The 22,526-nt window shown below is 65.3% G+C and carries 19 protein-coding genes; 4 read left to right on the top strand and 15 right to left on the bottom strand.

Annotated features, from left to right (window positions below; translation table 11 throughout):
- Positions 1-446: 446 nt before the first annotated feature.
- From IG178_RS17145 to IG178_RS17130, 4 genes are all read right to left on the bottom strand, one after another.
- Positions 447-1,166 (bottom strand): SGNH/GDSL hydrolase family protein, encoded by a 720-nt coding sequence (locus tag IG178_RS17145; RefSeq protein WP_193213799.1) that lies wholly within the window; start codon positions 1,164-1,166, stop codon positions 447-449.
- Positions 1,163-1,552 carry a rhodanese-like domain-containing protein gene (locus IG178_RS17140; protein WP_193213798.1) on the bottom strand — a complete coding sequence of 130 codons (390 nt, stop codon included), beginning with the start codon at positions 1,550-1,552 and terminating at the stop codon, positions 1,163-1,165. The genes IG178_RS17145 and IG178_RS17140 overlap by 4 nt, the downstream gene beginning before the upstream one ends.
- 61 nt (positions 1,553-1,613) lie before the next feature.
- Positions 1,614-2,720, bottom strand: coding sequence for a ribosome small subunit-dependent GTPase A (gene rsgA / locus IG178_RS17135; protein WP_193213797.1), 1,107 nt, complete (start codon positions 2,718-2,720; stop codon positions 1,614-1,616).
- A gap of 47 nt (positions 2,721-2,767) precedes the next feature.
- Positions 2,768-3,628 carry a LytTR family transcriptional regulator DNA-binding domain-containing protein gene (locus IG178_RS17130; RefSeq protein WP_193213796.1) on the bottom strand — a complete coding sequence of 287 codons (861 nt, stop codon included), beginning with the start codon at positions 3,626-3,628 and terminating at the stop codon, positions 2,768-2,770.
- Between the two features lie 377 nt (positions 3,629-4,005).
- Between IG178_RS17130 and IG178_RS17125 the strand changes: the two genes are divergently transcribed.
- The gene (locus IG178_RS17125; RefSeq protein WP_193213795.1) at positions 4,006-6,903 is read left to right on the top strand and encodes a PVC-type heme-binding CxxCH protein; all 2,898 of its coding nucleotides are present in this window, start codon (positions 4,006-4,008) and stop codon (positions 6,901-6,903) included.
- 59 nt (positions 6,904-6,962) lie between these two features.
- On the top strand, positions 6,963-8,030 hold the full coding sequence (locus IG178_RS17120; RefSeq protein ID WP_193213794.1) for an acyltransferase family protein: 1,068 nt from the start codon (positions 6,963-6,965) through the stop codon (positions 8,028-8,030).
- A gap of 81 nt (positions 8,031-8,111) precedes the next feature.
- Here the strand turns inward: IG178_RS17120 and IG178_RS17115 are convergent, their stop codons facing one another.
- The 9 genes from IG178_RS17115 to IG178_RS17075 form a co-directional block, all read right to left on the bottom strand.
- Positions 8,112-8,576 (bottom strand): hypothetical protein, encoded by a 465-nt coding sequence (locus IG178_RS17115; protein WP_193213793.1) that lies wholly within the window; start codon positions 8,574-8,576, stop codon positions 8,112-8,114.
- 59 nt (positions 8,577-8,635) lie between these two features.
- A complete protein-coding gene (locus IG178_RS17110; RefSeq protein ID WP_193213792.1) occupies positions 8,636-9,094 on the bottom strand; it encodes a DUF5069 domain-containing protein in 459 nt (152 codons plus the stop codon).
- Positions 9,091-9,525: a nuclear transport factor 2 family protein gene (locus IG178_RS17105; protein ID WP_193213791.1), complete on the bottom strand. Its 435-nt coding sequence runs from the start codon at positions 9,523-9,525 to the stop codon at positions 9,091-9,093. Before IG178_RS17105 ends, IG178_RS17110 begins: the two co-directional genes overlap by 4 nt.
- Before the next feature lie 57 nt (positions 9,526-9,582).
- Complete coding sequence (locus IG178_RS17100) at positions 9,583-10,176, bottom strand: carboxymuconolactone decarboxylase family protein (protein WP_193213790.1); 594 nt, start codon at positions 10,174-10,176, stop codon at positions 9,583-9,585.
- A 128-nt stretch (positions 10,177-10,304) separates the two neighbouring features.
- Positions 10,305-10,877 carry a TetR/AcrR family transcriptional regulator gene (locus IG178_RS17095; RefSeq protein ID WP_193213789.1) on the bottom strand — a complete coding sequence of 191 codons (573 nt, stop codon included), beginning with the start codon at positions 10,875-10,877 and terminating at the stop codon, positions 10,305-10,307.
- 377 nt (positions 10,878-11,254) lie between these two features.
- Positions 11,255-11,686: a hypothetical protein gene (locus tag IG178_RS17090; protein WP_226895523.1), complete on the bottom strand. Its 432-nt coding sequence runs from the start codon at positions 11,684-11,686 to the stop codon at positions 11,255-11,257.
- A 143-nt stretch (positions 11,687-11,829) separates the two neighbouring features.
- Positions 11,830-12,171 (bottom strand): immunity 53 family protein, encoded by a 342-nt coding sequence (locus IG178_RS17085; protein WP_193213787.1) that lies wholly within the window; start codon positions 12,169-12,171, stop codon positions 11,830-11,832.
- 9 nt (positions 12,172-12,180) lie between these two features.
- Positions 12,181-12,597, bottom strand: coding sequence for a hypothetical protein (locus IG178_RS17080; RefSeq protein WP_193213786.1), 417 nt, complete (start codon positions 12,595-12,597; stop codon positions 12,181-12,183).
- Positions 12,598-13,589: 992 nt separating this feature from the next.
- Positions 13,590-16,397: an outer membrane protein assembly factor BamB family protein gene (locus IG178_RS17075; RefSeq protein ID WP_193213785.1), complete on the bottom strand. Its 2,808-nt coding sequence runs from the start codon at positions 16,395-16,397 to the stop codon at positions 13,590-13,592.
- Positions 16,398-16,711: 314 nt separating this feature from the next.
- On the opposite strand from IG178_RS17075, the gene tdh reads away from it, so the two are divergent.
- The gene (tdh, locus tag IG178_RS17070) at positions 16,712-17,737 is read left to right on the top strand and encodes an L-threonine 3-dehydrogenase (RefSeq protein WP_193213784.1); all 1,026 of its coding nucleotides are present in this window, start codon (positions 16,712-16,714) and stop codon (positions 17,735-17,737) included.
- A 42-nt stretch (positions 17,738-17,779) separates the two neighbouring features.
- Here the strand turns inward: tdh and IG178_RS17065 are convergent, their stop codons facing one another.
- On the bottom strand, positions 17,780-19,873 hold the full coding sequence (locus IG178_RS17065) for a TonB-dependent receptor plug domain-containing protein (RefSeq protein ID WP_193213783.1): 2,094 nt from the start codon (positions 19,871-19,873) through the stop codon (positions 17,780-17,782).
- Between the two features lie 206 nt (positions 19,874-20,079).
- Here IG178_RS17065 and IG178_RS17060 point away from each other — a divergent pair, with 206 nt between their 5' ends.
- A complete protein-coding gene (locus tag IG178_RS17060; protein ID WP_193213782.1) occupies positions 20,080-21,228 on the top strand; it encodes a hypothetical protein in 1,149 nt (382 codons plus the stop codon).
- Positions 21,229-21,232: 4 nt separating this feature from the next.
- On the opposite strand, the gene IG178_RS17055 is transcribed toward IG178_RS17060, so the two are convergent.
- Positions 21,233-22,522, bottom strand: coding sequence for a hypothetical protein (locus IG178_RS17055; protein ID WP_193213781.1), 1,290 nt, complete (start codon positions 22,520-22,522; stop codon positions 21,233-21,235).
- Between the last annotated feature and the right edge of the window lie 4 nt (positions 22,523-22,526).

The following is a 22,526-nucleotide window of genomic DNA, read 5'->3' as shown; positions in this document are numbered from 1 at the left end:
GCTTTGTTCGGTGACCCCTCACCCTGACGCATTTCCTGCGACCTCAAGGAATCCGCGGACGAACACGTTGGGATTGGATAGCTCGAACATGCATCGCGACCGCTCACGTTCCTTCGAAAGCGGTGTCGCCGCCCCGACGGGGCTCTGCCACCGCACTCCAAGGTTTTTGACTCCACTCACCATGCACCGAACAGCCCGGCCGATCACCTTCGCGGCGATCAAATCACCCTTTGGAGTGCGCCGGCAGAGGGAGGCACGACCGGCGACGGCCCTTTATTCTGTGACCCCTCACCCTGACGCATTCCCTGCGACCTTATGGAATCCACGGACGAACCCGTTGGGATTGGACAGCTCGAACATGCATCGCGACCGCTCACGTTCCTTCGAAAGCGGTGTCGCCGCCCCCACGGGGCTCTGCCACCGCACTCCAAGGTTTTTGACTCCGCTCACCGTGCACCGAACAGCCCGGCGATCACCTTCGCGGCGATCTCGTGGCCCTTGCGGTTGGGGTGGTTCGCCTGGGCCAGCAAGCGGTCCTGGTTGGTGCCGCCCTTCACCTCCGCCTTCCAAGCCGCCCACACGTCGGCGAGCAACACGCCTTCTTCCGCCGCCACCTTGCGGATGATCGCGGCGCGGACTTCCAGCGGTTCGGCCGGGTCGTCGAACTTCACGCCGCGCGCCCCGGTCGGCGTCACCAGGACCACCGGCACCCCCTTCGCCTTGGCGGCGCGGACCATCGTGCGCCAGGCCTTCTCCACCTCCGCCTCGGGCACGCGGCGGTCATTGAGCGCATAGTCGATGAACACCACGTCGGGCCGCATCGACAGGGCATCCTTCTCGAAGCGGGCCGCGCCCTTGACGCTGTCCTCGCCGCCGATCGAGGTGACGATGGCGTTGATCACCGCGTGGGGATAAGCCTTCTGGATCTTCTCCATCGCCATCAGCGGGTAGGAGTCGAAGGGCTTCACCTCCGGCGTCTTGTGATACCCTGACGGCACGCTGTGGCCGTGGAACACCAGATGGATGGTGCGGTTGTCCGGCCACGATTTGTTGAGTTCGGTGACCAATGCCGGCGGCACCACCGGCTGGGCCGCGGGCACCACGCTGCACCCTGAAAGCACCAGGCAAACCAGCAACCACGGGCAGGCTCCCAGCGCGGCCTTCATTTCTCCACCGGCTTGCCGGCCTTCTTCCAGGCGGTGATCCCGCCATCCAGATCGTAGACCGTGGTGAATCCCGCCTCGCGCAGCTGTTCCGTCGCATCGGCGCTGCGGCCGCCCGAATGGCAGTAGACCACCAGCGGCTTCTTCGGATCCATCTTGGCCTTCACCTTCTCCAGGAATCCGTCCTTGAAAATATCCACCCGGGTCGCGCCCTTGAGGTGGCCCTTGTCCCACTCCGACTTGGTCCGGACATCCAGCAGCTGGGCCCCTTTTTCCAGTTGTTTCTCCACCTGCTCGATGGTCGCCGGCTTGTCCTTGGCCGGTTCATCGGCGGCGGGAGCAGCAGCGGTCATCAGGCCGGCCATGGCGAGGGCGAGCAAGTTTCTCATCCCAAGACCCCTACCGCATTCCCCCGCCCGGACAACCTTTTCCTGAGAAGCGGGCGACGCCTCAACGCCACTCGCCGCGCTCGTCTTCCTCGAGCTGGATGCGGTCGTTGAGATTGCGGGCCTTGACCCGGTGGTTGCGCTTGGCCCAGCGCTCGACGGTCATCTGCCGCTTCTTCGCCAGATGGCGGATCTTTTCGATCTCCTCGTCGAGCCGCAGGAAACTCTCCAGCCGGTGAAGATCGACCGTCCCTTCCGCCACGGCGGCCCGGATCGCGCAGCCCTTGTCGTGGCCGTGCTTGCAATCGGCGAAGCGGCACTCCGCGGCCATCTCCTCGAGGTCGGCGAAGCTTTCCCGCAGGGTCTGCTCGTCGGTCCACATCTGGATTTCGCGCATCCCCGGGTTGTCGATCAACATGCCACCGCCGGACAGCGGGACGAGCTCGCGCGAGGTGGTGGTGTGGCGGCCCTTGCCGGTGACATCGTTGACCTCGCTGGTCCATTGCCACTCCTCGCCGTAGAGCTGGTTGACCAAGGTCGACTTGCCGACCCCCGACGATCCCACGACGCACATCGTGACGCCCTCGCCGAGGTAGGATTTCAGCACCTCGAGACCGTCGCCGGTCAGTGCACTGGTGACGTGGACGTCGGCGTCCGGGCACAAGGCGCGGAGTTCGTCGGCGCAAGCCTGGTTGTGTTCCGCCGGGAACAGGTCCGACTTGTTGACCAGCACCACCGGCTTCGCGCCGCTGCGGCCGATCAAGGCGAAGTAGCGTTCCATCCGCCGCGGATTGTGGTCGGGACCGGAATCGGTGACCACCGCGACGACGTCGACGTTCGCGCCGATCACCTGCTCCTGGGTGCTCTTGCCCGGCATCTTGCGGGAAAAACACGACTTCCGCGGCAAGCGCGCGCGGATCATGTGGTCCTCGTTCTCGCCACCCATTTCAACCGCGACCCAGTCTCCGACCGCGGGCAGTTCGGCGTCGCAGGCGGCGTCATGCCAGACCTTGCCGCCGAGAACCACGTCGATCTCCTCGCCGTCGCCCAGGAAGGCGCCGTAGTTGATCGGACTCTCGCGGATCAGGCGCGCGGGCACCCAGCCCTTCGCTTCCAACGGCGCAAAGGCCTTGGCGAAAAAGTCGTCCCACCCGAGCTCAGCCAACGTCATTCGCGCGGCAGCCTAGGGAAGGCCGGGGGCGCTGTCGATCCGCGCTTTCAGATCCCCAGGTGAATCCGTACCGCGGCCCGGTAGACACGGCCGACCGGGATCGGGTGCTCGCCGTCGACCAGGGTCACCCGCCAGCGGCCGCCGCCGCGGTCGAGCTTCTGGATGGCGTCCGCGCGGACGATCATGCCGCGGTGGATGCGGATGAACTGGTCCTTGGGCAGAATGCCTTCCCAGTCGCGAACGCTCCGCCGCTCGGTGTTGCGCCGCCCGCCCTTGGCATGGACCACGGTGTAGTCGCCGTCCGCCTCGATCCGGCGGATGTCGGAAAGCGGGATCGCCACCGTGCCCACGCCGACCCGCAGGTGGACCAGGCGATCTTCCGGGGCGAAGGTCGGAAATCCCATTCGCCCGCCGCTGCCCCGGGCCCGCAAGGCCTTGGCGATCAATTCCGCGGCGTCCTTCAGTTCGGCGATTTCCGCCTCCGGCCAAACCCGCGGCTGCCTGACCGCATCGTAGCCGACCTGAAAAGCCAGCCGGTCCTCCCGGTAGACCGGCAGCGCGAGCAGCGATTGGATCCCCTGCCGCTGGAATTCCGCCTGCAGGCCGCGGGCGCGTTTCGGCATGGTGGCAACGTCCGCGATCATCAGGTGGCCCTGTCGCTTCATTTCCTCGTGCAGCCAGACCCCGGCCTCCACCGGAACGCCCTGGACATCCTCCACGTGACCCCGGATCCCGGGCGCGGTCCATTCATGGGTGTTCCACAAGTGGGTGAACGCCTCGTCGTAGCGAATCACCCAGGCCCGGTCCGCCCCGTGGAGACGGCCGAAATGGGCGAGCACGTGCGAAACGCCGTCATCGACGTCGGCCTGCAGCAGCCATCCTGCCACCGATTTCCAATCAGCTGTCATCTCCATCTTCTCCCTCCCGTCCGCTGCTCCGCCCCTCCCCCGGCACCGTGCGACCAATGCCATGATTGTCAAAACGATCGGCGGATCTGCAGAGTTTTGTATCATTCAAACAGCGGTCGTTCATCGACCGATAGGGTCGTTCATCGCATCCGCATTGCCCGAGGGGACGGCCCCGTGGGACCGTCCCGGCCGCGACGCGTGCTCATGACCCGGTGCGCGCGGTCCGGCGCTTTTCGATCGGTCTGCCCCCCGCCCGATCGCAAGGTCCCGTACGACCGGTGCTGGAGCGGGCGGGTGGATAGGCCGCCCGCTCCTGCCACCCTTCTTCCGCAGCGAAAGGAATCGTCGCCTGCCGGGTAGTATGGGGGAAACCGCGGATGAAACCCTCGCTGCCCCGCCTTTGCGCCCTCTTGCTGCCCCTGTCGTGGAGTCCCGCACCAGCGGCCGTCGATACCTCGCTGGTCCGCGAGTCCGGCCCGCGGGTTCCGGAAGAAGAACTCGCCGGATTCCAGGTCCCCGAGGGCTTTGAAGTCCAACTCTTCGCCGCGGAGCCGCAGATCGACAAGCCGATCAACATCGCCTTCGACGACCAGGGCCGCCTGTGGGTCACCAGCACCCGCGAGTATCCCCATCCGGCGCCGCGCGATCGCTGGGCGGACCCGCAGGGCAGCCGCGTCCGCGACAGCCGCGACGCCATCATCATCCTCGAGGACACTGACAAGGACGGCCGAGCCGACAAGCGCACCGTCTTTGCCGACGGACTCAACATCCCGACCGGGGTGCTGCCGTACAAGACCGGCTGCATCGCTTGGAGCATCCCCAACCTCTGGTTCTTCGACGACACCGACGGCGACGGCGTCTGCGACGAGCGCAAGATCCTCTTCGGCCCCCTCGGCTGGGAGCGCGATGTCCACGGCAATTGCTCCAGTTTCCGCCTCGCCCCGGACGGCTGGGTCTATGCGACCCACGGCTTCAGCAACGACAGTCATTTCAAGGTCCGGCCGGAAAACCTGCGCGGCGCGCAACCTGGCGACCCGGGCACCGAGCTGGTGCTGAACTCGGGCAACGTGTTCCGTTTCAAGCCGGACGGCAGCCGGGTCGAGCTCTTCACCGCCGGCCAGGTCAATCCCTTCGGCCTGGCGTGGGACCGCGATGGCAATCTCTACAGCGCCGACTGCCACAGCGCGCCGATCTACCAGCTGATCCCCGGCGCCGTCTATCCCAGCTTCGGCAAGCCCGACGACGGCCTCGGCTTCGGCCCGGTGATGATGCACCACACCCACGCCTCCACCGGCATCTGCGGGATCACTTACCTCGACCGCGGCACCTGGGGCGAGTCCTGGCAGGATCGCATCCTGATCGGCAACGTGGTCACCTCGCGGATCAACCTCGACCGGGTGAGCTTCACCGGCAGCACCCCGGCGGCAGCCGAGGAGCCCGATTTCCTCGTCAGCGAGGACCCGTGGTTCCGCCCGGTCGACCTGCGCATCGGGCCGGACCGCGCGCTCTATGTGGCCGATTTCTACAACCGGATCATCGGCCACTACGAGGTGCCGCTGGACCACCCCGGGCGCGACCGCGAGCGCGGCCGGATCTGGCGGATCGTGAAACGTGAACTGCCCGCGGAAAATGAAGAAGCGCCCGGTGAGATCGCGGCGCTGCGCTTCGAGGCGCGGGCCGGAGGGCTGACGCCCGCGTCCTTGGAAAAGACCCGCCGTTGGTTGGAATCCGGATCACCGGCAGAGAAACGGGTCGCCGCCGAAGCCCTGATCCGGCCGCAGTCGGTCGATTGGCTGCCCGCGCTGCTGGCGGCCCTCGGGAACACCCCGCCCACCGACCCCGCGCTCCGCCACCAGCTGCGGATCGTGATCCGCGAGCACCTGAAGCTGCCCGGCGGCTTCGGACCGCTTGAGGTTCCGGAATCCCTCCGCCATGAGATCCGCGATCTTGCCCGCTCGGTGAACTCCGTCGAGGCGGCGCGCTTCTTGTTCGACGACCTGAAGTCCAGTCCGCCGGCTTGCGACGAGGTCGTGAAGTCGTTGCCCTCACTGGCCGGGAAGCTGCCCGCGGCCGAACTGGCGGAGTTTTCCCGCGCCAACTTCGCGGACCCCGGCCAACAGGCCGACCTGCTTCTCGCCATCGCCGACGGCTTGCAGCAACGCGGCGAACTTCCCGGCCCGGAGCTCACCGGCTGGGGCAATGCGATTGCCACGGAACTGCTCGCCCGCAAGGAACAGGGAGTCTGGACCGCGGTGGCCGATCCCCGCTCGAAGTCCGCGCCGTGGACGCTCCAGGACCGCAAGCTCGGCGACGGCCGCGAGGTGCGGCTGATCTCCAGCCTCGACGGTGCCGGCGAGGAGCCCGAACGCCGCACCGGCACGCTGCGCTCGGCTCCGTTCGCCGCGCCGCCCGTGCTGAGCTTTGTCCTCTGCGGGCACTCGGGAGCGCCCGGCCAAGAGGGCCACGACCGGAACTTCGTGCGGCTGGTCGACGACGAAAGCGGCGAGGAACTCCACCGCGCCCTGCCGCCGCGCGATGACACCGCCCACGCCATCCGCTGGGAAACCGGTGCCGGCCGGCGGGTGCGATTCGAGATCACCGACGGCGACGACGGCCCCGCCTATGCCTGGCTGGCCGCGGGGGAATTCGATCCGCCCCTTCTCACCGCGGCGAGTTTCACCGCGGCCGGGGACCGGCTCGGCCGGCTGGCACTGCTGCTGAAGTTCGCGGCCCCGGCCGGGCTGCGCGACCAGCTCGCAGCCTACCTGCCCGCACCTCCGCCTCCCCCGCCGTCGCCGGTTTCCGCGGAAATGCAGGCCGAGACGGATCGCCTGATCGCCGCCCGGGTCGCCGCCTTGCCCGCGGTCACTCCGGATCCGGCAAAAGGTGCCGCGACCTTCGCGACCCACTGTGCCGCCTGTCACGCGATCGGGGGCAAGGGCGCGCTGATCGGCCCGCAACTCGACGGCATCGGCAATCGCGGCGCCGCCCGCCTGATGGAGGACATCCTCGACCCGGGCCGCAACGTCGATGCCCATTTCCGCCTGCACCTGATCACCATGAAGGACGGCAGCACCTTCGCCGGCCTCGAGCGCGGGACGGTCGGCGAGACGCTGGTCTGCGTCGATGCCGCCGGCACGGAGCACCGTCTGCGCCGCGGCGACATCGCGGCCAACGAGGAAACCGGCCTTTCCCTGATGCCGCCGGCCTTCGCCCATGCGATCCCGGAAGCCGACTTCCAGCAGCTGGTCGCCTGGCTGCTCGACCTCAAGTGATCCCCGGCCCGCGGATTTTGCTGTGAAGCCGCGGGCGGGACTTCCACCGTCCCCGCGTCTTGTCCGCCCCGCGAAATACCCAACTCGATGGCTGGCGTGCCTTCGCCGTGCTGGGGGTGATCTGGCTGCACTGGGCGCCTTACGCCTGGCGCGGCCCGCTGCCGTTCGAGATCGGCCTCTATTTCTTCCTCACCCTGACCGGCTTCCTGATCACCCGGGTGCTGCTGCGCGACCGTGACCAGGGCGAGGCGAGCGGCGGCCCGTGGCGGCGGCCTGCGCTGAGGTTTTTCCTCAAGAAGCGCGCCATCCGCATCCTGATCCCGTGCTATGCGGCGATGCTTTTCGCCTGGATCTTCGGCGCTCCCGACATCCGTGCGCACCCGTTCGTCTACCTGCTCCACGTGGCGAATTTCCACATCGCGATGCTGCCCGAATGGCCGTCCGGGACCGCCCACTACTGGACACTGGCGATCCAGATCCAATTCTACCTGCTGTGGCCGCTGGTCATCTACTTCGTCCCGCGGCGCGCGCTGGTCCCGGTGCTGGTGGTCTTCGCCGCCCTCGCCCCACTGACCCGCTGGTTGACCTTGCACCACTTCCCGCAAGTCGAGCACCCCGGCGCGATCTCGACCGCCGCGGCCGATTACTTTGGCGCCGGTGCCTTGCTCGCCGTGGCCATGAGCCGCGGCCTGAAAGCCGGCGACCGGCGGCTCGGCCGGGCCGCTTGGGTCGCCTTCGTCCTCTATGCGGTGCTCTACGTGTTCGATGAGGCCGGCCGCCCCGTCGCCGGGCTGCGGCACTTCCAGCAGACGCTCGTATCCGTGGTCTTCGCCGGCCTGATCTCGGCCACCCTGCGCGGCTTCGGCGGCCTGCTCGGGAAGATTCTCGATCACCCTGCGATCCAGCACATCGGCAAGATCAGCTACGGCCTCTACCTCTTCCACACCAGCATGCCGCTGGCGATGGGTTGTGTGCTGCCTTTCCTCTGGCACCCCGTCTTCGACGGTCCGCTGTTGGCGGTCCGGCTCATCGTCCTCGGCCTCGGATCCTGGGGGATCGCCTGGCTGTGCTGGCGCTACCTGGAACAACCGATGGACCGCTTCCGGCAGGCGAAGAGGCCCGCTTGAGAGCGGGCATGGGGCCAATCCTCCCCGGAAATCGAGCCCGGGGGGATTGGCGTGTTTCGGAAAGCCACGGTGGGAGCAGCTTCACCCGCGGTCCAGAAGGGTTGCTCCGGACGTCGCGGGGACCCTTCCCGCCGCCGGCCAAACCATCAGGAGAAGCGGGATCGCGTAGGCCCAGTGACGGGTCATCGACAGGATCGGAAAGAGCCATCCGCCCTTGAGGCCCGCGATGCCCAGGCCGAGCAAGGGGAACAGGAGGAACCAGACCAGCATCACCGTTTCCAAGGTGGTGAAGGCGATGGCACGGAACCAGGCCGGGCCGAACAGCGAGGGCGCGAGCGCCGCGTAGATCACGGCCAGGGCCACCCCGTTGCCGTAGTGCATGAGCAGCGCGATGGGAAACGGCACGCCGACCGCCGAGGCGAGCACCCCGGGGATGTCCCACCAGGTTCCCGTGAAGGCGAGACCGACCAGGTCGAAGAGGACGGTTCCGATGATGCCGGCGATACCGGCCTTTTGCCAATCGATGTTTGAGGATGTGTTTTTCATGATGTCTTTGGTTCTGAGGTTTGAGTGGAGTTTGTTGGATCAAGGAAGGCGGGATGCGGTCAGGCACGTCCGCCGAAGCTGAGGTGGTCGTCGAGATCGAGATACTCGAAGAGGGTCGAGACGTCGGGCCGGGGCGGATCGAGCTGTCCCGAGTAGTCCGCGAACCACGCGCGGGCCTCGCGGCTGAGGCCGGGGACGTTTTCGATCCACCGGCTCCAGGCCTCGATTTCGTGAGGACGCGGAGGATGCCCGGAGCTGGACAGGATCCACTCGAGGATCGCCAGGTCGCCGTCCCCGCCGGCCACCCGCCGCAGCAGGGATTCGGCGGTGATGCTGGTGAAGCGGAAGAACTCGCGGTCCAGCAGGCTTTCGTCGCCATAGACGTAGTTCCCAAGCGTCGCGGCATGGGCGGCCCTCGCCTTGTCGAGCAAGCGGGGCAGGTGGGCGAAGCCACCGAGCCGGGCGCGGGCGCTGCGCGGCGGGCGCCGGGTGAGATCGTGCGGGAGCAGCGGTTTCATGACGCGCGCGGGATGAGCCGGCGTTCGCCGGCGGTGATCGACTGGTCGTTGATCGAGGCATAGCGGCGGGTCATCAGGCCGCTTGGATCGAACTCCCAGTTCTCGTTGCCATGGGACCGGAACCACTGGCCGAAGTCATCGCGCCACTCGTACTCGAAGCGGACGGCGATCCGGTGCCCGTGGAAGGCCCACAGCGACTTGCGGAGACGGTAGTCGAGTTCCCGCTGCCACTTGCGGCGGAGGAACCCGACGATGGCCTTCCGGCCCTTGAGAAACTCGGAGCGGTTGCGCCACTCCGAGTCCTCGGAATAGGCCAATGCCACGCGCTCGGGATCCCGGGTGTTCCAAGCGTCCTCGGCGAGTTGGACCTTGAGGCGCGCGCTCTCCTCGGTGAAGGGAGGCAGCGGCGGTCTTGATGCGTTGGTGCTCATGATGAAATGAAAGGGGGCGGCGGGAACAGGGCGTCCCCGCCACCCCGGGGTTCGGGTTCACACGGCGGCCGCCGTCTGGCAGGCACACGCAGCGTCGTCGCACTCGCCCCCGGTCTCGAGAGGGCCGACTTCCGGGAAGTCGATCTCGGTGGCGGCCAGGCGGTTGAAGTAGTTGGTGAACACGTTGAGGGCGACGTTGGCCGCCACCTCGGTGATCGCCTCTTCATCCAATCCCGCCCCGACGGCCGCGCGGTAGGCGGCGTCCGCGACATTTCCCCGCGTCTCGACGATCGCTTCGACCAGGTCGAGGATCGCCTGCTCGCGGGCATCGGCGGAATAGCCGGCGCGGGCACCGGTCAGGGCGCTTGCCGGGATCTTCAGGAGCCCGCCGATGGCGGTGTGGGCACTGAGGCAGTAGCCGCAACGGTTCAGCTCAGCCACCCGCAGCGCGATCTTCTCGCGGGTCGCGGCGGGAAGCCGGCCCCCTGAGAGGGCACCGCTGAGGGAGAGGTAGCCCTCGAGGGCGGCACGGCTATTGCCGAGGGCCTTCACCATGTTCGGCACGAGGCCGAGCTTCTGCTTCACGGCACCGTAGAGGGTTGCGATTTCCTCGGGGGCACCTTCGGTTGGGACGATATTCAGTCGGTTCATTGTTCTGTGGGGTTGTGGTTTGTCTTGTTTCGTTCTTGGTTTCCGATGAACGACCGACCGGTCGGTCATCAAAAGTTTGAAAAGGAGGGGAATGCCTGATGGGGCATTCCCCGGGGATGCTGGTTGGCTCAGAGGAGGGATTCCACGTGTTGCCGGGCGCCATCGAGGGGCCAGGGCTCGCGGAAGTTCTGCAGTTCGATCAGCGTGCCCTCGAAAAGCAGGAAGAGGACGGTTCCCAACTGCTGGGAGTCGGCTTGGGACGCTTCCGGCTGGTGCTGGGCGACGAGCGACTGGAAGAGCTCCTTGAGCTCCCGCTTGTGGTTCGCGATTTCCGCCCGGATGGCCGGGTCGCAGTCCGGCATTTCGCAGAGAGTGTTGAGGAAGGCGCAGCCGCGGTAGTGGCAGTCCTCCATCCACGTGCCGAGGAATTCGAAGATGCCGAGGATCTTCCCGCGGGCCGTCGGCTGGTCCCGGATCGCGTCCTGCAGCCAGCCGTTCCACGTCGTGTGCCGGGCACTGAGCCAAGCCAGCCCGAGTTCCTCCTTCGATTTGAAATGGGTGTAGAAAGTGCCCTTGGCCGCACCCGCCTCGGCGATGATCTGCTGGACGCCGGTCTGGTGGTAACCCTGCTCATAGAATAGCCGCGACGCGACCTGGAGGATCTCGGCGCGTTTCGTGGCGCTCCGCGTGCTCGTGTTCATGCCGATGACCATATTCCGACCGACTGGTCGGTCAATGTTTTTCTCGATCCAATTTTTGAGGATCCGCAAATCCTTCTCAAAGGCCGGTCCAGGCCAAAGCCATCTGTCTGGCTCCACCGCCCATCCACCGCAGCCTGATCGTGGGTCAGCTCACTCGCATGGCCGATGCGGAAGCAGCTGGAATCCTTGCCAAATGCCAGTCCGTCACAGAAGCCCATCACGAAGTGCCATGACCCCGGAGCTCAAATGCCCGCCCGGAAATCGGGAACGACGTCCATCACTCGGCACGATCGGAAGGCAACGGAACGACGGGCTCAATCGGGGTTATCCGACGGTCTCGTTATCCCGTTGAGTTTCTTGCGGTGTCGAACCAGGAATCAGCGCCCTCCGGGAGCAAGATCAGCCTCTTGTTCGCTTTGTTGCTTCTTTGCAGCGGCAATTACCTGAATGAGTTCTTCATCAGAGCTACCTCGGTAGTAGGCACCGCCAGCTCGAAATGCCCCGATCTCCTCCCCCGTCCAAAACAGGCTCACACCAGTGGTTCCCGTGGTTTGATGGATTACGACATCGCCCAAAACCTGCCACTTCATCGGGTTAGGATCGTGTTCGGCTCCATCCAGGGCTGTGAGGATTTCCTGCCAATTGGCCTTCGGAACCTCAAATTGTTCAATATCCGCACCTCGATCTGGACGGTTGAGAAGCCGCGCGCTGATCGAAGAAATCTCCGACTCTGTCGGGGCAGTGAATGGCGTGCCTCTGCTCTTGCAACCAGCGATGGCTAGGATCAGGAGGGCCGCAAGACTCTTCATTTTGAGAGAGAACATCGAGGCGCTACCAGCCCGACCCTCATGGCGGCCAGCGCGATTCGGAGCAAACTCTCTACCATCTCGGACCGTGCGCGACAAGGCAGCTGGCGAGAGTCGTGCAGCCGCATCTTGTTCGGCTTGTTGGATCAGCCGCTCTCGCCGGATAGGTCGATGAACACGCGGAGTAGTCGGGGCAGTTGCCGCGGATCACATGCGCCCAGAAACCGGCCATCGGCAATCCGGCAGTGAATCCAGTTCGGTGCTACGGGATGGCCGTCCGGGGAACAGCCTTCGGACAAGTCGGCCATCGTCTGCCCGTTGAGGTCGGTGTGCATCAAATCCACGGTGAGAAGCCACCCGGGATTGTCGAGAGACTCGAGCTTCAATCCATGCCGGTGCTCCCACGCCCCATCAACTTGAGCCTCATACCAATCGATCAATGGTCCGAGGTCGACCGTCGCGGCTTGAACTGTCGGATCACGGCTCATGGCATGCTTCTATGCATCTGAGTCAATATGGTGCTCCCCTGAAAAGGGGTAAGGTTGTCGCTTGCCAGCACCATCCAAAAAATAGGCATCGATCACAATCTGATCCTCAGAAATCAGATGCAGGCTGCCTCTCATCTCTCGCAACCAAGCATCTTTGCCTCCCCTTGGATACTCCGTGTCGTCGGATCTACAATTCAGTATCGAGATGTCCCTGAATGCCTTCCGTGCCGGAATCGACGCACCAACCGGCGGCAATGCGACGTCCGCATGGATCATCAGGTTAAACGGGATTCGATCGTCACTCCAGCCGACATGCACCCTGCCATCGGGGTATAATGCTTGGTTGCTCTCTCTCACCCGGGTGACCGTCGTATTTGAACAGCCCACCAATAAGAACAGCAATACGGCTTGGAGGAAATGGCGCATCGTATTTTTGCCCAACGTCAGAGAACAGGCGGCCCCGACCCGCATGGCGGCGCTCCGATCCTCGTTGCCGGATTGAATCACCGAGACCGCTACGCAACAAGGCCGCTGTACGGGGTCGCCCTGCTTCGGCAGTGTACGACAATTATGGTTACGACTGATCGAATTCTGGCCGACTGTTGCTCTGGAAAAAATAGAGCCCGACAAGAGCTGCCACGAGTCCAACTTGCGCCGGCTGAAAGGGCCGAATCGAGGGGAATAACACAATCACCTCCTCTGGGCGCAATGCGATAACCCGAAGAGCCATCGCCACGACGAGTAGGCACGGAACAATCACCAGTAGCTTAGGTCGAAGGATGTAGAGGTATCCCAAGAGCACCGGTGTAAGCAGACAAAAGAGATACGAGAATAAAAGCTCGTATCCGTAGTGGAGATCATTCGAGTCGCCGATCGATTTCCCCGACATGAGACTGGGCAAGCTCATCAGGTACTCTACGACGCGGTAGATCGGAAGCAACCAACTGGCGGCGCTGATCGCGGTCACAACCACGGCGACTCGGACTGGATGCATGATTACCAATTCTAGTCGATTGAGGTAGGGACGCCGGTTGCCCGGCGCCCCGTCGCAGATCCCGGCACCGGGCTCATCGGTGGACGCGCTGCCCGTGCGACGCCGGTCCTCGGATGTTGGTTGGTTTAGATCATGTCGCTTTTGTGGTCAGGCGCAATGCGGGAGTCAGGGGCTTTTCGACGACCCGTGGCGGCGGCAGGTCCGATCGAGCAGAGTGTCAGGCATGACTGGCATTGCATCGTGTCCCGCGATCTGTGCTACGGCGAGCTTGGCGAAGTCCCGGCCCTTCGCAAGCTGCTAGCGGGTGAGCAAAGCGACCGCAGAAATGAAGAACCTTCCCGGGCAAGTCCGGGGAGCGATTCACTCCCCGACCCTCCGCCGACGGCTTCTCCGAACGACCCGGAATTCTCCCCGTTGCCGGACCTCAATCCTTCTCCCGTGGGGGAATCGCGCGGAGGATCCGGACGCCGTTCACGAGGTCGTTCTGCCCCTTGATACCCCACCGGGTGGCGAAACGTACCTGGTCCAGTTGCTTCTTCGCCAGGATGCCCGTGCGACCCTTGCCCTTGATGTCCTCCTTCAGGACGGCCGCGACCTCATTCTCCCGCCGCTCGGCTTCCTGGAGGAGCAAAAGCGCCTGTTCGGTGAGAGAGCGCGCCTCCTGGAGATTGCGGTCGATGAAGGATTCACGGGAGACTCCGATCTTGAGATCCACCTGGAATTCCGCCGAGAGTTCCTCGCCTTCCTCCGCATAGGTGGCGGTCAGCCCGACGGTGCGGGACGGGGCCATCAGTTCGCCGACGACGAGCTGCCCCGGCTCATCCATCGATGCCCCACCCGCGGGGCTCACGCTCCAACTGCAAAGCCGGGTGCGATCGCGGACGCGTCCGTCGTCGTAGCGGACCCAGGCGGTGTAGCCGGAAGTGGCGAACTCGCCCGCCTCCGCGGGACCCTCGATCTCCATGGCGACCGGCAGCGCGCGGTTGAACTCGGGGATCGAGATCGCGGTGAGCGTGCCGGTGGCGGAGGCGATGTAGAGTGTTTCCTCGCCGATCGCCATGCTGCCCGCTGCAGGGTAGGACCAATCCCCTTCGCCGGAGAGGATCTCGATGGCGTGCGTCTCGGACTGCGTCCTGGCGATGACGTGGGTGTCGGTGACAATGAGGTGCTCCGAGGCCGAGCCGCTGGCCGGCGTCCAGCCCCAGAGGTAACCTCCGTCCGACTGCCGGCGCGCCTCGACCGAGCCGCCATTGATCACATAGATCACGCCCTTGGCGACCGAGGGTTGGCCCGCGAAGCTGCCGGTTATCTCGTAGGCGATGTTGCGGTTCTCGAGGTCGAAGCGGATCAGGCGCCCGCCGTGGACCGCGATGACATCCTGCCGGCCGCCCAGCACCGGGGCGAGGTTCATGCTCCAGCCGTTCCAGTCGAAGTTGGGATCGTCGATCTGATAGGCGGCGGCGCCGGTTTCGCGATCCACCACGTAAAGCGCGGGCGAGTAGCTGCCGACATAGGCATAGACGTGGTTCTGGTCGACCGCCGGGGTGAACTCGTCGTACTGGGGCAGCCCCGCGAACCAGAGGTTGGCCCCGGTAAAGGCATTGAAGGCGTACATCCCGCCGTAGGACCCGCCGTTCACATACACCTTCCCGTCGTATATCGTAGGCGCGTAGTAGCGTTCCCACTGGGCGCCATGGGGTGACTTGAAGACAAGGGTGCCGTTGTCGGCGTCGAAGGCCCAGAGGTGGGTGTCACCGCCGTGGTTCCCCGTCTGGATGTAGAGGTTTCCATAGCCGTAGGCCGGCGGGTTGACGGAAAACACGGAGCCGAAATCCGCCGACCAGAGGGTCTCGCCATCCCGCGCGTCCAGGGCAAACAGGGAATCGCCGCCTTGGAAGTAGGTGCGCAGCGAAACGAAGACCTTGCCGTCTGCCGCGGTCACCGGGTTGAGCACCATGCCCGGAGCGATGTTCCTCTGCCAGCGCAGGCTGAATTTGTCCGGCTCCAGCGAGATCGGGATGTGGCCGTCGTGCCGTTCGTTCCCCTGGTAGGTGGGCCAGGAGGCGGCAAGTTCCTCCTGGCTGACCGTCCTGCAAACCACGCGCCGGGCCGCCGTCTTCGTGGTCCCGTCCGAGGTGTAGGTGACCGTGAGGTCGAGCGGCGTGTCCTCCGTGACGGACTGGGTGGTCAGCAGGCCATTGGCAATCGTGGCGGCCTCGGCGGGGCTGACAGTCCACGTCGCGTCGCCGGAGACGTCCTGCAAGGCCCCGCTTTCGAAGCTGGCGATCGCGTGGAACTGGATCGCCGAGCCCGGCAGGACCTGGGCCGGCCCCTCGATCCCGATTCCGGTGAGGCCGGGCAGTGAGACGGGATTGGCCAAATCAACTGAACCGGTCGTGGTGTAGGTAAAGGACTGCGAGAAGGTCGCTTCGGTGAAGGTGGCACCGTTTTTCAGCGAGACCGTCATCTCGAAGGGAACGGCTGACCCGAGGGGCGAACTCCAGTAGTTGAATCGCGGTTCGGGGTAGTTTGCCGGGATGTTGGCCGTGATGATCGCCACGCCTTTCAAAGTCCCGGTGGTGGAGCCGGCGGCCGCCTCGAGGATGATCGGCCCACCGGCGCCAAGGGTGCCGTTGGACGAGTGATTGCCGGCATTGTAGTCGGTCTGGCGGTACAGGTAGCCTTGGCCGGGTGCATTGAAGTGGTAGCGGATCAACGGGCCGTCGACCTCGGCATGGTGGAATCCGGCGTAGCCGGTCGATGCACTGCCCGCGCCGCTCTGCCAGTTGCTCCCGTCGCTCAGGAAATAGGTCTTGGCCGTGCCAAGGATGATGAATCCCGATGCCGGAGAATAGGTGCTGGAATAGGTGTTTCCCACCGTCATCCGGTCGATGGTGATCTTCTCGACGCCCCGGGTGGCGACGGCGGGAGTCGCCTCCGGAGCTGCCCCGGCCTTGCCGCTGATGTTCCCTTCGGAATCGACCCGGCGTCCCGTTTCCGGGTCGACGAACTCTCTCAGCTCGACGCCGGGTTCGGCAGCCGCCGTCCGGGGAGCCCGCGACGCCGGCTCGGCGCCCGGGGGGAACTCCGTTGAGATCTGGCCGCCGGTCGATCGGGTGCGGTGGACCTCACCGGCCGGACTGGTGACCTCGAGGGTGTCCCCGGCGAGCGATGGCAAACATGCGCAGAGCGCCAAGGTGGACGGGAGGAGAAATCGGAGGGTGAATTTCATGGGCTAGCTTCCAGCGGCTTGGGTAGCGATGGGTCGGGAACAGATCGAGATAATTCCCCCACCCAGGACTCAACTTTTTCTGCGACATCGACTCAACACCTTGGTTATCATCCCGGGAATCCGGGACGCGCCCCCAGGATAGGACGAATCCGCAAGGGGCGATCGGAGCCGATCCGGCGGACGCGAAATCCACCTGCCGCCCTTTTGGACCGATTCCGGCAGTTCCAGCGCACGGCCGGGTCACTTTTTCCGGGACCGGGAATTTTCCCTCGTTCGACCCCGGAGGCCATGCAGCATCGGCAAAACGTTTCCCGATGAAAGCTCTCGTCAAAGCCACCGCCGGCCCCGGTCTCGAAATGATGGACGTCCCGATGCCCGAGGTCGGGCCGATGGATGTGCTGATCAAGATCAAGAAGACCTCGATCTGCGGCACCGACGTCCACATCTGGAAGTGGGACGCCTGGGCCGAGCGCACGATCCCGGTGCCGATGCACGTTGGCCACGAGTTCTGCGGGGTGGTCGAGTCGGTGGGCGCCGGGGTGACCGACATCGTCCCCGGCGAGCTGGTTTCCGGTGAAGGCCACATCGTCTGCGGCCGCTGCCGCAACTGCCTGGCCGGCCGCCGCCACCTGTGCCCGGAGACCCTCGGCGTGGGCGTCAACCGCCCGGGCGCCTTCGCGGAATACCTCTCGATCCCCTACCGCAACGTCTACAAGGTCGACCCGGCGATCCCCGAGGAAGTCATCTCCTGCTTCGACCCGCTCGGCAATGCGGTCCACACCGCGCTGTCCTGGGACCTGGTCGCCGAGGATGTCCTGATCACCGGCGCCGGCCCGATCGGCTGCATGGCTGCGGCCGTCGCGCGTTTCGCCGGAGCCCGCCACGTGGTGGTGACCGACGTGAATCCCTGGCGCCTCGACCTGGCGAAGAAGCTCGGCGCGACCCGCACGGTGAACGTCGCCGAGGAATCGCTGGGCGACGCGATGAAGTCGCTCGGCATGAAGGAAGGCTTCGACGTGGCGATGGAAATGTCCGGCCACCCGTCCGGCCTCACCGACATCCTCAATCACACTTCCAATGGCGCGAAGGTCTCGCTGCTCGGGATTTTCCCCGACAAGGTGGCGATCGACTGGGACAAGGTCATCTTCAAGGGCCTGGTCCTGAAGGGAATTTACGGCCGCGAGATGTTCGAGACCTGGTACAAGATGAGCAGCATGATCCGCGCGGGCCTCGATATCTCGCCGGTCATCACCCACCGCTTCCCGGTGGACGAGTTCAAGAAGGGCTTCGAGACGATGATGTCCGGCCAGTCGGGCAAGGTCGTCCTGGACTGGTCCTGAGGAGCGCGGCCACGCGGGACCGCGCTCCCCCGGGAATACCAATTACCAGAAAAGTTTCGCGCCCACGATGGCGTTGAAGCCGGGCTCGTTCTGACCGGAGCCGTGGCTGCGGTAGTCCTCGTCGCTGACGTTCTCGAGGCCGCAGGTCAGCTCCAGGTGGTCGGTCGCCCGCCAGCCGCCGTGCAGCATGTAGACCGTGTAGCCCGGGGTTCCGCCGGACGGGATCCGCTGGTTGTCACCGCGGTCGGAGGCGGTCAGGCGATTTTCCTCGGCCGCCGCGAGCACGCGGCCCTCGACCCAGAATTTCTCCGATTCCGAGGTCCAGCGCAGCGCCAGCGAGCCGGTCAGCGGCAGCAAGCGCGAGCCGGGTTCGTCCACCACCGGACCGCCGAGGAAGGCGGTGGTCTCGGTGCGGCCGTCCTGCCAGGCGGCGAAGCCGGAAAGCGTCCACTGCGGGTGGAAACGCCAGGCGCCTTCGAGCTCCACCCCGTAGACGTAGCCGTCGCGGCCGTTGGTCGCCACGGTGGTGTTGCTGCCGGAAGTGATCGGCACGCCGACGATCAGGTCGTCGATGTCGGTGTAGAAGGCGGCCAGGTTCAGTGAGGTCGTCTCGGTCTGGTGCCGGAGGCCCAGCTCATAGGTCACGTATTCCTCGGGATCGACGTCCACCGATCCGGTCGATGCGGTGCCGGAGCGCGAGGTCAGGTTACCGGAGAGATCGTCCAGGTTCGGCGCGCGGAAGGCCTGGGAAACGCCGCCGTAGGTGCTCCAGCAGTCGTTGAAACGGTAGATCGCGCGGATCGAGCCGACCAGGTTGTCCCAGTCGCGCTTGGCGCCGTAGGCATCGGCACCGGCGGTGGCGTCCCAATATCGGCCGAGCTCGGCGGCGGCGTAGGTGTAGCGGGTGCCGGCGGTGAGCTCGAATTGTTCGACCGGCTGCCAGACATACTGGGCGAAGGCGCCGAAGAGCTCATAGCTCGAATCGTCCGCGACCGGGCGGTTGGAAGCATCGTAGAGGAAGGGGTTGGCACCACGCTTGCGGTAGCCTTCCGACTCCACGGTGTCGCGGTAGTAGTCGAGGCCGTAGACGAGCGAACCGTCGCCGAGCGGCGATTCGAAGGAGACGTCGAAGCCGAGGGTATCGACTTCCGCGATCTGGTAGCGGCGGTCGGTGGCCGACCGGTACTGCGCCTCGGAGTCGCGGCCGGTCTGGTAGGACACCGTGGCGTTCCAGCGCTTGATGAAGGCGGAATCCTCGTTCTCCTGCTCCACCCGGACATAGGTCAGCGAGCGCTCCTGGTCATAGACCCGCGAAACATAGCTGCCGGGCGCGGCGACGTGGCCGGAGTGCTGCCAGCCGGGGTTGAAGGCGGTGGCGTGCCAACGCGAAACCGCATCCTGGTTCACCTGCTGGTGGACCACCGTCAGCGTGGTCTGGTCGTTGAGCGCGAAGTCGAAGCGGAAATCGAGGTCCTGCTCCGGGTAGCCGGTGCCGCGCATCAGGCCGACCGCCGAGTCGCGGATGTCGCCGTAGTCCTTGGCGGTCACGCCGAACATCACGCCGTACTGGCCGCCGACGCCGAACGAGCTCTCGATCCGCCCGATGTGCGAGTCGTCGCCGTTTCCACGGTACTCATAGTAGGCCGCGCCGTGGGTGAAACAGGCGCCGTCTTCCTCGTCGCGGAAGCCGGAGGACTTGGTGAAGACGTTGGCCGTGCCGCCGATGGCGTCGGATCCGTAAAGCACCGAACCCTGGCTCTTCACCAGTTCGAGGCGGTCGATCGAGTAGGAGTCGATCGTGTTCCAGTACTGCACCGGACCGCCACGCCAAGTGGAATTGTTGACGCGAACGCCATCGACCATCAGCAGGTTCTGACGGCCGGTGAAGCCACGGACAAAGGGGGATCCGTGGCCGTAGGCGGTTTTCTGCACCAGCACTCCGGGGGTAAATTGAAGCGCCTCCGGCAGGGTTCGCCGGGTATTCTGCTCGATGTAGGTCTTGTCGACCTGGTTGACGGTGTAGGGGACGTCGCTCTCCGCGGTTTCGATCCGCGAGGCGGTGAGCACGAGGGGATCGAGGAAATCCTGAGCCTGGAGGGCCAAGGGGACGACGGGCAGGAGATGGATAAGGCGCATGTGCGGGTCCGTAAACGGGCCAACGCGAGTTCTCTTGGGGAAAAACTCCGGGGATTCCAGGCCCACCTCCCGCATCCCCCCCCGGCGGCGTCGAAAGGCCGATTTTACTCGATGATTCGGAATGGCTTACTATTAGTGCGTTCATGATTTCTCGCGGTGGAGTGATTCACGGTTGCCAGCGGAAACCCCGCTTGTTGGCCCTGCTCATGGCAGCAGCCGTAGCCGGAGATCCAGCCTCCGCGGAGGTCTGGACCAACGCGCACGGCCAGAGCTTCGAGGCGAATTTCGTCCGGCTGGATGGCGAGCGGGTGATTTTCGCCTTCGAGAACGGCCGCCAGTTCCTGACCCAGCTCGGCGAACTGAGCGCGGCGGACCAGCTGAAGCTGCGACGCCTCGGCGCGAGCGCCCCGCGGCCGGTCGCGGCGCCGAAGAAGCTGAATTTCGGCCACCCGTGGCCGCGGGAAATCCGCATGGACGGGCCTTCGCAATCGAGGGTGATCTCGGAAGACCCGGAGCAGAAGCGCTTCGTCTACGAAAGCCCCCATTACCGCTTCACCTGCGACGTTAGGCTGACCCCGGACGTCCTGCGGAACTTCGCGATGATGTTCGAGACCACCTACAAATATACCACCGCGCTGCCACTGTCGCTGACCGGCGGGTGGGAGAAGAAGGGCCGCCTGGAGATCCTCCTGTTCGAGTCGATGCAAGGCTACGTCGGTGCCGGCGGCGGGCCGGGAACGGCGGCGTGCTTCCGGCCGTCGACCGGGGTGGTGATGGCCCCGCTGGTGAGCCTCGGCTTGGAAAAGACCCCGACCGGATTCTCGCTCGACACCAAGGGCAAGAACGACGTGCTCATCCACGAGCTGGCCCACCAATTGACGCCGGCGAACTACATGCGGGACGAACTGCGCAACGGCTGGTTCGTCGAAGGACTGGCCGAGTATGTCTCCACGACCCCCTACAGCTGGGGATACTTCCGGCCCGACCCCCACGGCAATGCGGCCCGGGCCTACGTCACCGCCTATGGCGAGGACGAAACCACCGGCCGGGCGCTGGGGACCAAGATCGTCGCGCCGAAACTGCAGAACTTCATGAGCATGGAGTACCGCGAGTTCTCCGGTCCAAAAGCGAACTTCAACTACGGCTTCGCCCTGCTGCTGACCCACTACTTCCTGCACATGGAAGGCAACGGCCAGGCCCGCCGCATCACCGCCTACCTGCAGAAGCTGACCGACGGCGCATCGTACAAGGAGGCCCTCGTGCCACTGTTGGGAGGCAGCAGCTTCCGTCAGCTGGAAAAGGAAGTCGCGGACGCCTGGCGGAAGAAGGGCGTGGAGATCGTCTTCAAGCACTAGGCCCTCACTCGGCCCGATTCACCGGCCGCCCGGTCGCGTCGACCAGGACCGGGGATACCACCAGCAGGGTGCGCGAACCGTCCGGGTGCGTCTGGACCTGCAAGCGGGAACTCCCGTCGGCAGCGTAGCCGCGCCCTTCGATCCTAACCTCCTCTTCGACCACAAAACGCATGCTCGTGGGATCGAAATCACCTCCAGTGACGCTCAGGTCCATGTCGAGGGTGTGGCCGAATGCCAGGACATGGGGGGTGGCACGGTAGACCACTCCGACCTTGTGCTCTTCGAACTCGTTGGGGGTACCGGGGACAGGCTCGATGATTTCCCGGACCACCTCGATCGTCGCCTCTTCCCCACCCCGTGCAGTGACCGATTGCAGTGTCATCACCTCCACGCCTTTTATCTGGGAAAGCACGTGAACCAGGTTCTGCAGGTCATCGTCGCTCATCGCCGACTTGTCCGGGACAGTCCATTCCAGACCGGCAGGGATCTGCACGAGCTTGGACTCCAACTTGTGCTGAAGCGGCCGCCCTTGGCAGAGATTGAAGATTAACTCCGAAACCCGCGCCCGGTCCGCCGGCGTCGAACCGGTGAAGACGATGTGGCCGTGGGCGAGAAACGACACGCTCCCCGGATCGTCGAGTTCCAGACCCAGCGCCTTCAAGCTCCCCGCGAGATCGGTGCCTTGCGGGCTCCCGCTCAGTGCCGCCAGCCGCGAAAGGAAATCAGGGGGCACCACCTGGGACGGCAGGGCCATCGTGGACGGCGGCTCGAAACGGAACTCGGCATCCTCGCGCACGACCTTCATCCCCGCCACGGCGGCGAGCAGGCGAAGGGAAGCCGTGAAAGTCGCGGGCGGCAACTTCACATGGAGCACCCCATCCACGCCGGGCGGAACCACGAACACCAGCGGAACCGGGACCTCCCCGGCCTGCAGGCAGGCGTCCTCGTACGCCCCGCGGAGCTTTTCCAGCGCCGCCGCCAGGGGGAGCCCGTCGATTTCCACCGCGGGAAGGTAGAACTCCCGCAGCCGCGCCGGGCTGTGGGTGGGGCGGGTGATCACGGAATGACGGCTTGAGAACTTGGTCGGCAGCCCGCCGGCAGCTTCCTCCACGCTCTGGGGCTCACCACCCGGCATCATCCGGGTTGACGCACCCGACACTTCCGCGGGATCAGGCTCAGACGGACGCGCGGCGATCCAGATCGCCAGCAGCGCCAGCAACCCGATGGCCATCAAGATCCGCCATTTCCTCATGATCGCCGACAGTGACCGGCCGGCCGCCGGGAGCAAGGTCATTCGG

Origin of the sequence: Neoluteolibacter marinus (assembly GCF_014904755.1) — a bacterium.
Classification (GTDB): domain Bacteria; phylum Verrucomicrobiota; class Verrucomicrobiia; order Verrucomicrobiales; family Akkermansiaceae; genus Haloferula; species Haloferula marina.
The sequence above is the reverse complement of the archived record's forward strand: the minus strand, read 5'-3'. Positions and strand labels throughout refer to the sequence as shown.

Coding starts and splice junctions, on each gene's coding strand:
- IG178_RS17075 (WP_193213785.1), bottom strand. CDS start 16,397: ATGAAATTCACCCTCCGATTTCTCCTCCCGTCCACCTTGGCGCTCTGC.
- IG178_RS17060 (WP_193213782.1), top strand. CDS start 20,080: ATGGCAGCAGCCGTAGCCGGAGATCCAGCCTCCGCGGAGGTCTGGACC.
- IG178_RS17100 (WP_193213790.1), bottom strand. CDS start 10,176: ATGAACCGACTGAATATCGTCCCAACCGAAGGTGCCCCCGAGGAAATC.
- IG178_RS17140 (WP_193213798.1), bottom strand. CDS start 1,552: ATGAGAAACTTGCTCGCCCTCGCCATGGCCGGCCTGATGACCGCTGCT.
- IG178_RS17105 (WP_193213791.1), bottom strand. CDS start 9,525: ATGAGCACCAACGCATCAAGACCGCCGCTGCCTCCCTTCACCGAGGAG.
- IG178_RS17130 (WP_193213796.1), bottom strand. CDS start 3,628: ATGACAGCTGATTGGAAATCGGTGGCAGGATGGCTGCTGCAGGCCGAC.
- rsgA (WP_193213797.1), bottom strand. CDS start 2,720: ATGACGTTGGCTGAGCTCGGGTGGGACGACTTTTTCGCCAAGGCCTTT.
- IG178_RS17110 (WP_193213792.1), bottom strand. CDS start 9,094: ATGAAACCGCTGCTCCCGCACGATCTCACCCGGCGCCCGCCGCGCAGC.
- IG178_RS17055 (WP_193213781.1), bottom strand. CDS start 22,522: ATGACCTTGCTCCCGGCGGCCGGCCGGTCACTGTCGGCGATCATGAGG.
- IG178_RS17115 (WP_193213793.1), bottom strand. CDS start 8,576: ATGAAAAACACATCCTCAAACATCGATTGGCAAAAGGCCGGTATCGCC.
- IG178_RS17145 (WP_193213799.1), bottom strand. CDS start 1,166: ATGAAGGCCGCGCTGGGAGCCTGCCCGTGGTTGCTGGTTTGCCTGGTG.
- tdh (WP_193213784.1), top strand. CDS start 16,712: ATGAAAGCTCTCGTCAAAGCCACCGCCGGCCCCGGTCTCGAAATGATG.
- IG178_RS17125 (WP_193213795.1), top strand. CDS start 4,006: ATGAAACCCTCGCTGCCCCGCCTTTGCGCCCTCTTGCTGCCCCTGTCG.
- IG178_RS17090 (WP_226895523.1), bottom strand. CDS start 11,686: ATGAAGAGTCTTGCGGCCCTCCTGATCCTAGCCATCGCTGGTTGCAAG.
- IG178_RS17085 (WP_193213787.1), bottom strand. CDS start 12,171: ATGAGCCGTGATCCGACAGTTCAAGCCGCGACGGTCGACCTCGGACCA.
- IG178_RS17065 (WP_193213783.1), bottom strand. CDS start 19,873: ATGCGCCTTATCCATCTCCTGCCCGTCGTCCCCTTGGCCCTCCAGGCT.
- IG178_RS17080 (WP_193213786.1), bottom strand. CDS start 12,597: ATGCGCCATTTCCTCCAAGCCGTATTGCTGTTCTTATTGGTGGGCTGT.
- IG178_RS17095 (WP_193213789.1), bottom strand. CDS start 10,877: ATGAACACGAGCACGCGGAGCGCCACGAAACGCGCCGAGATCCTCCAG.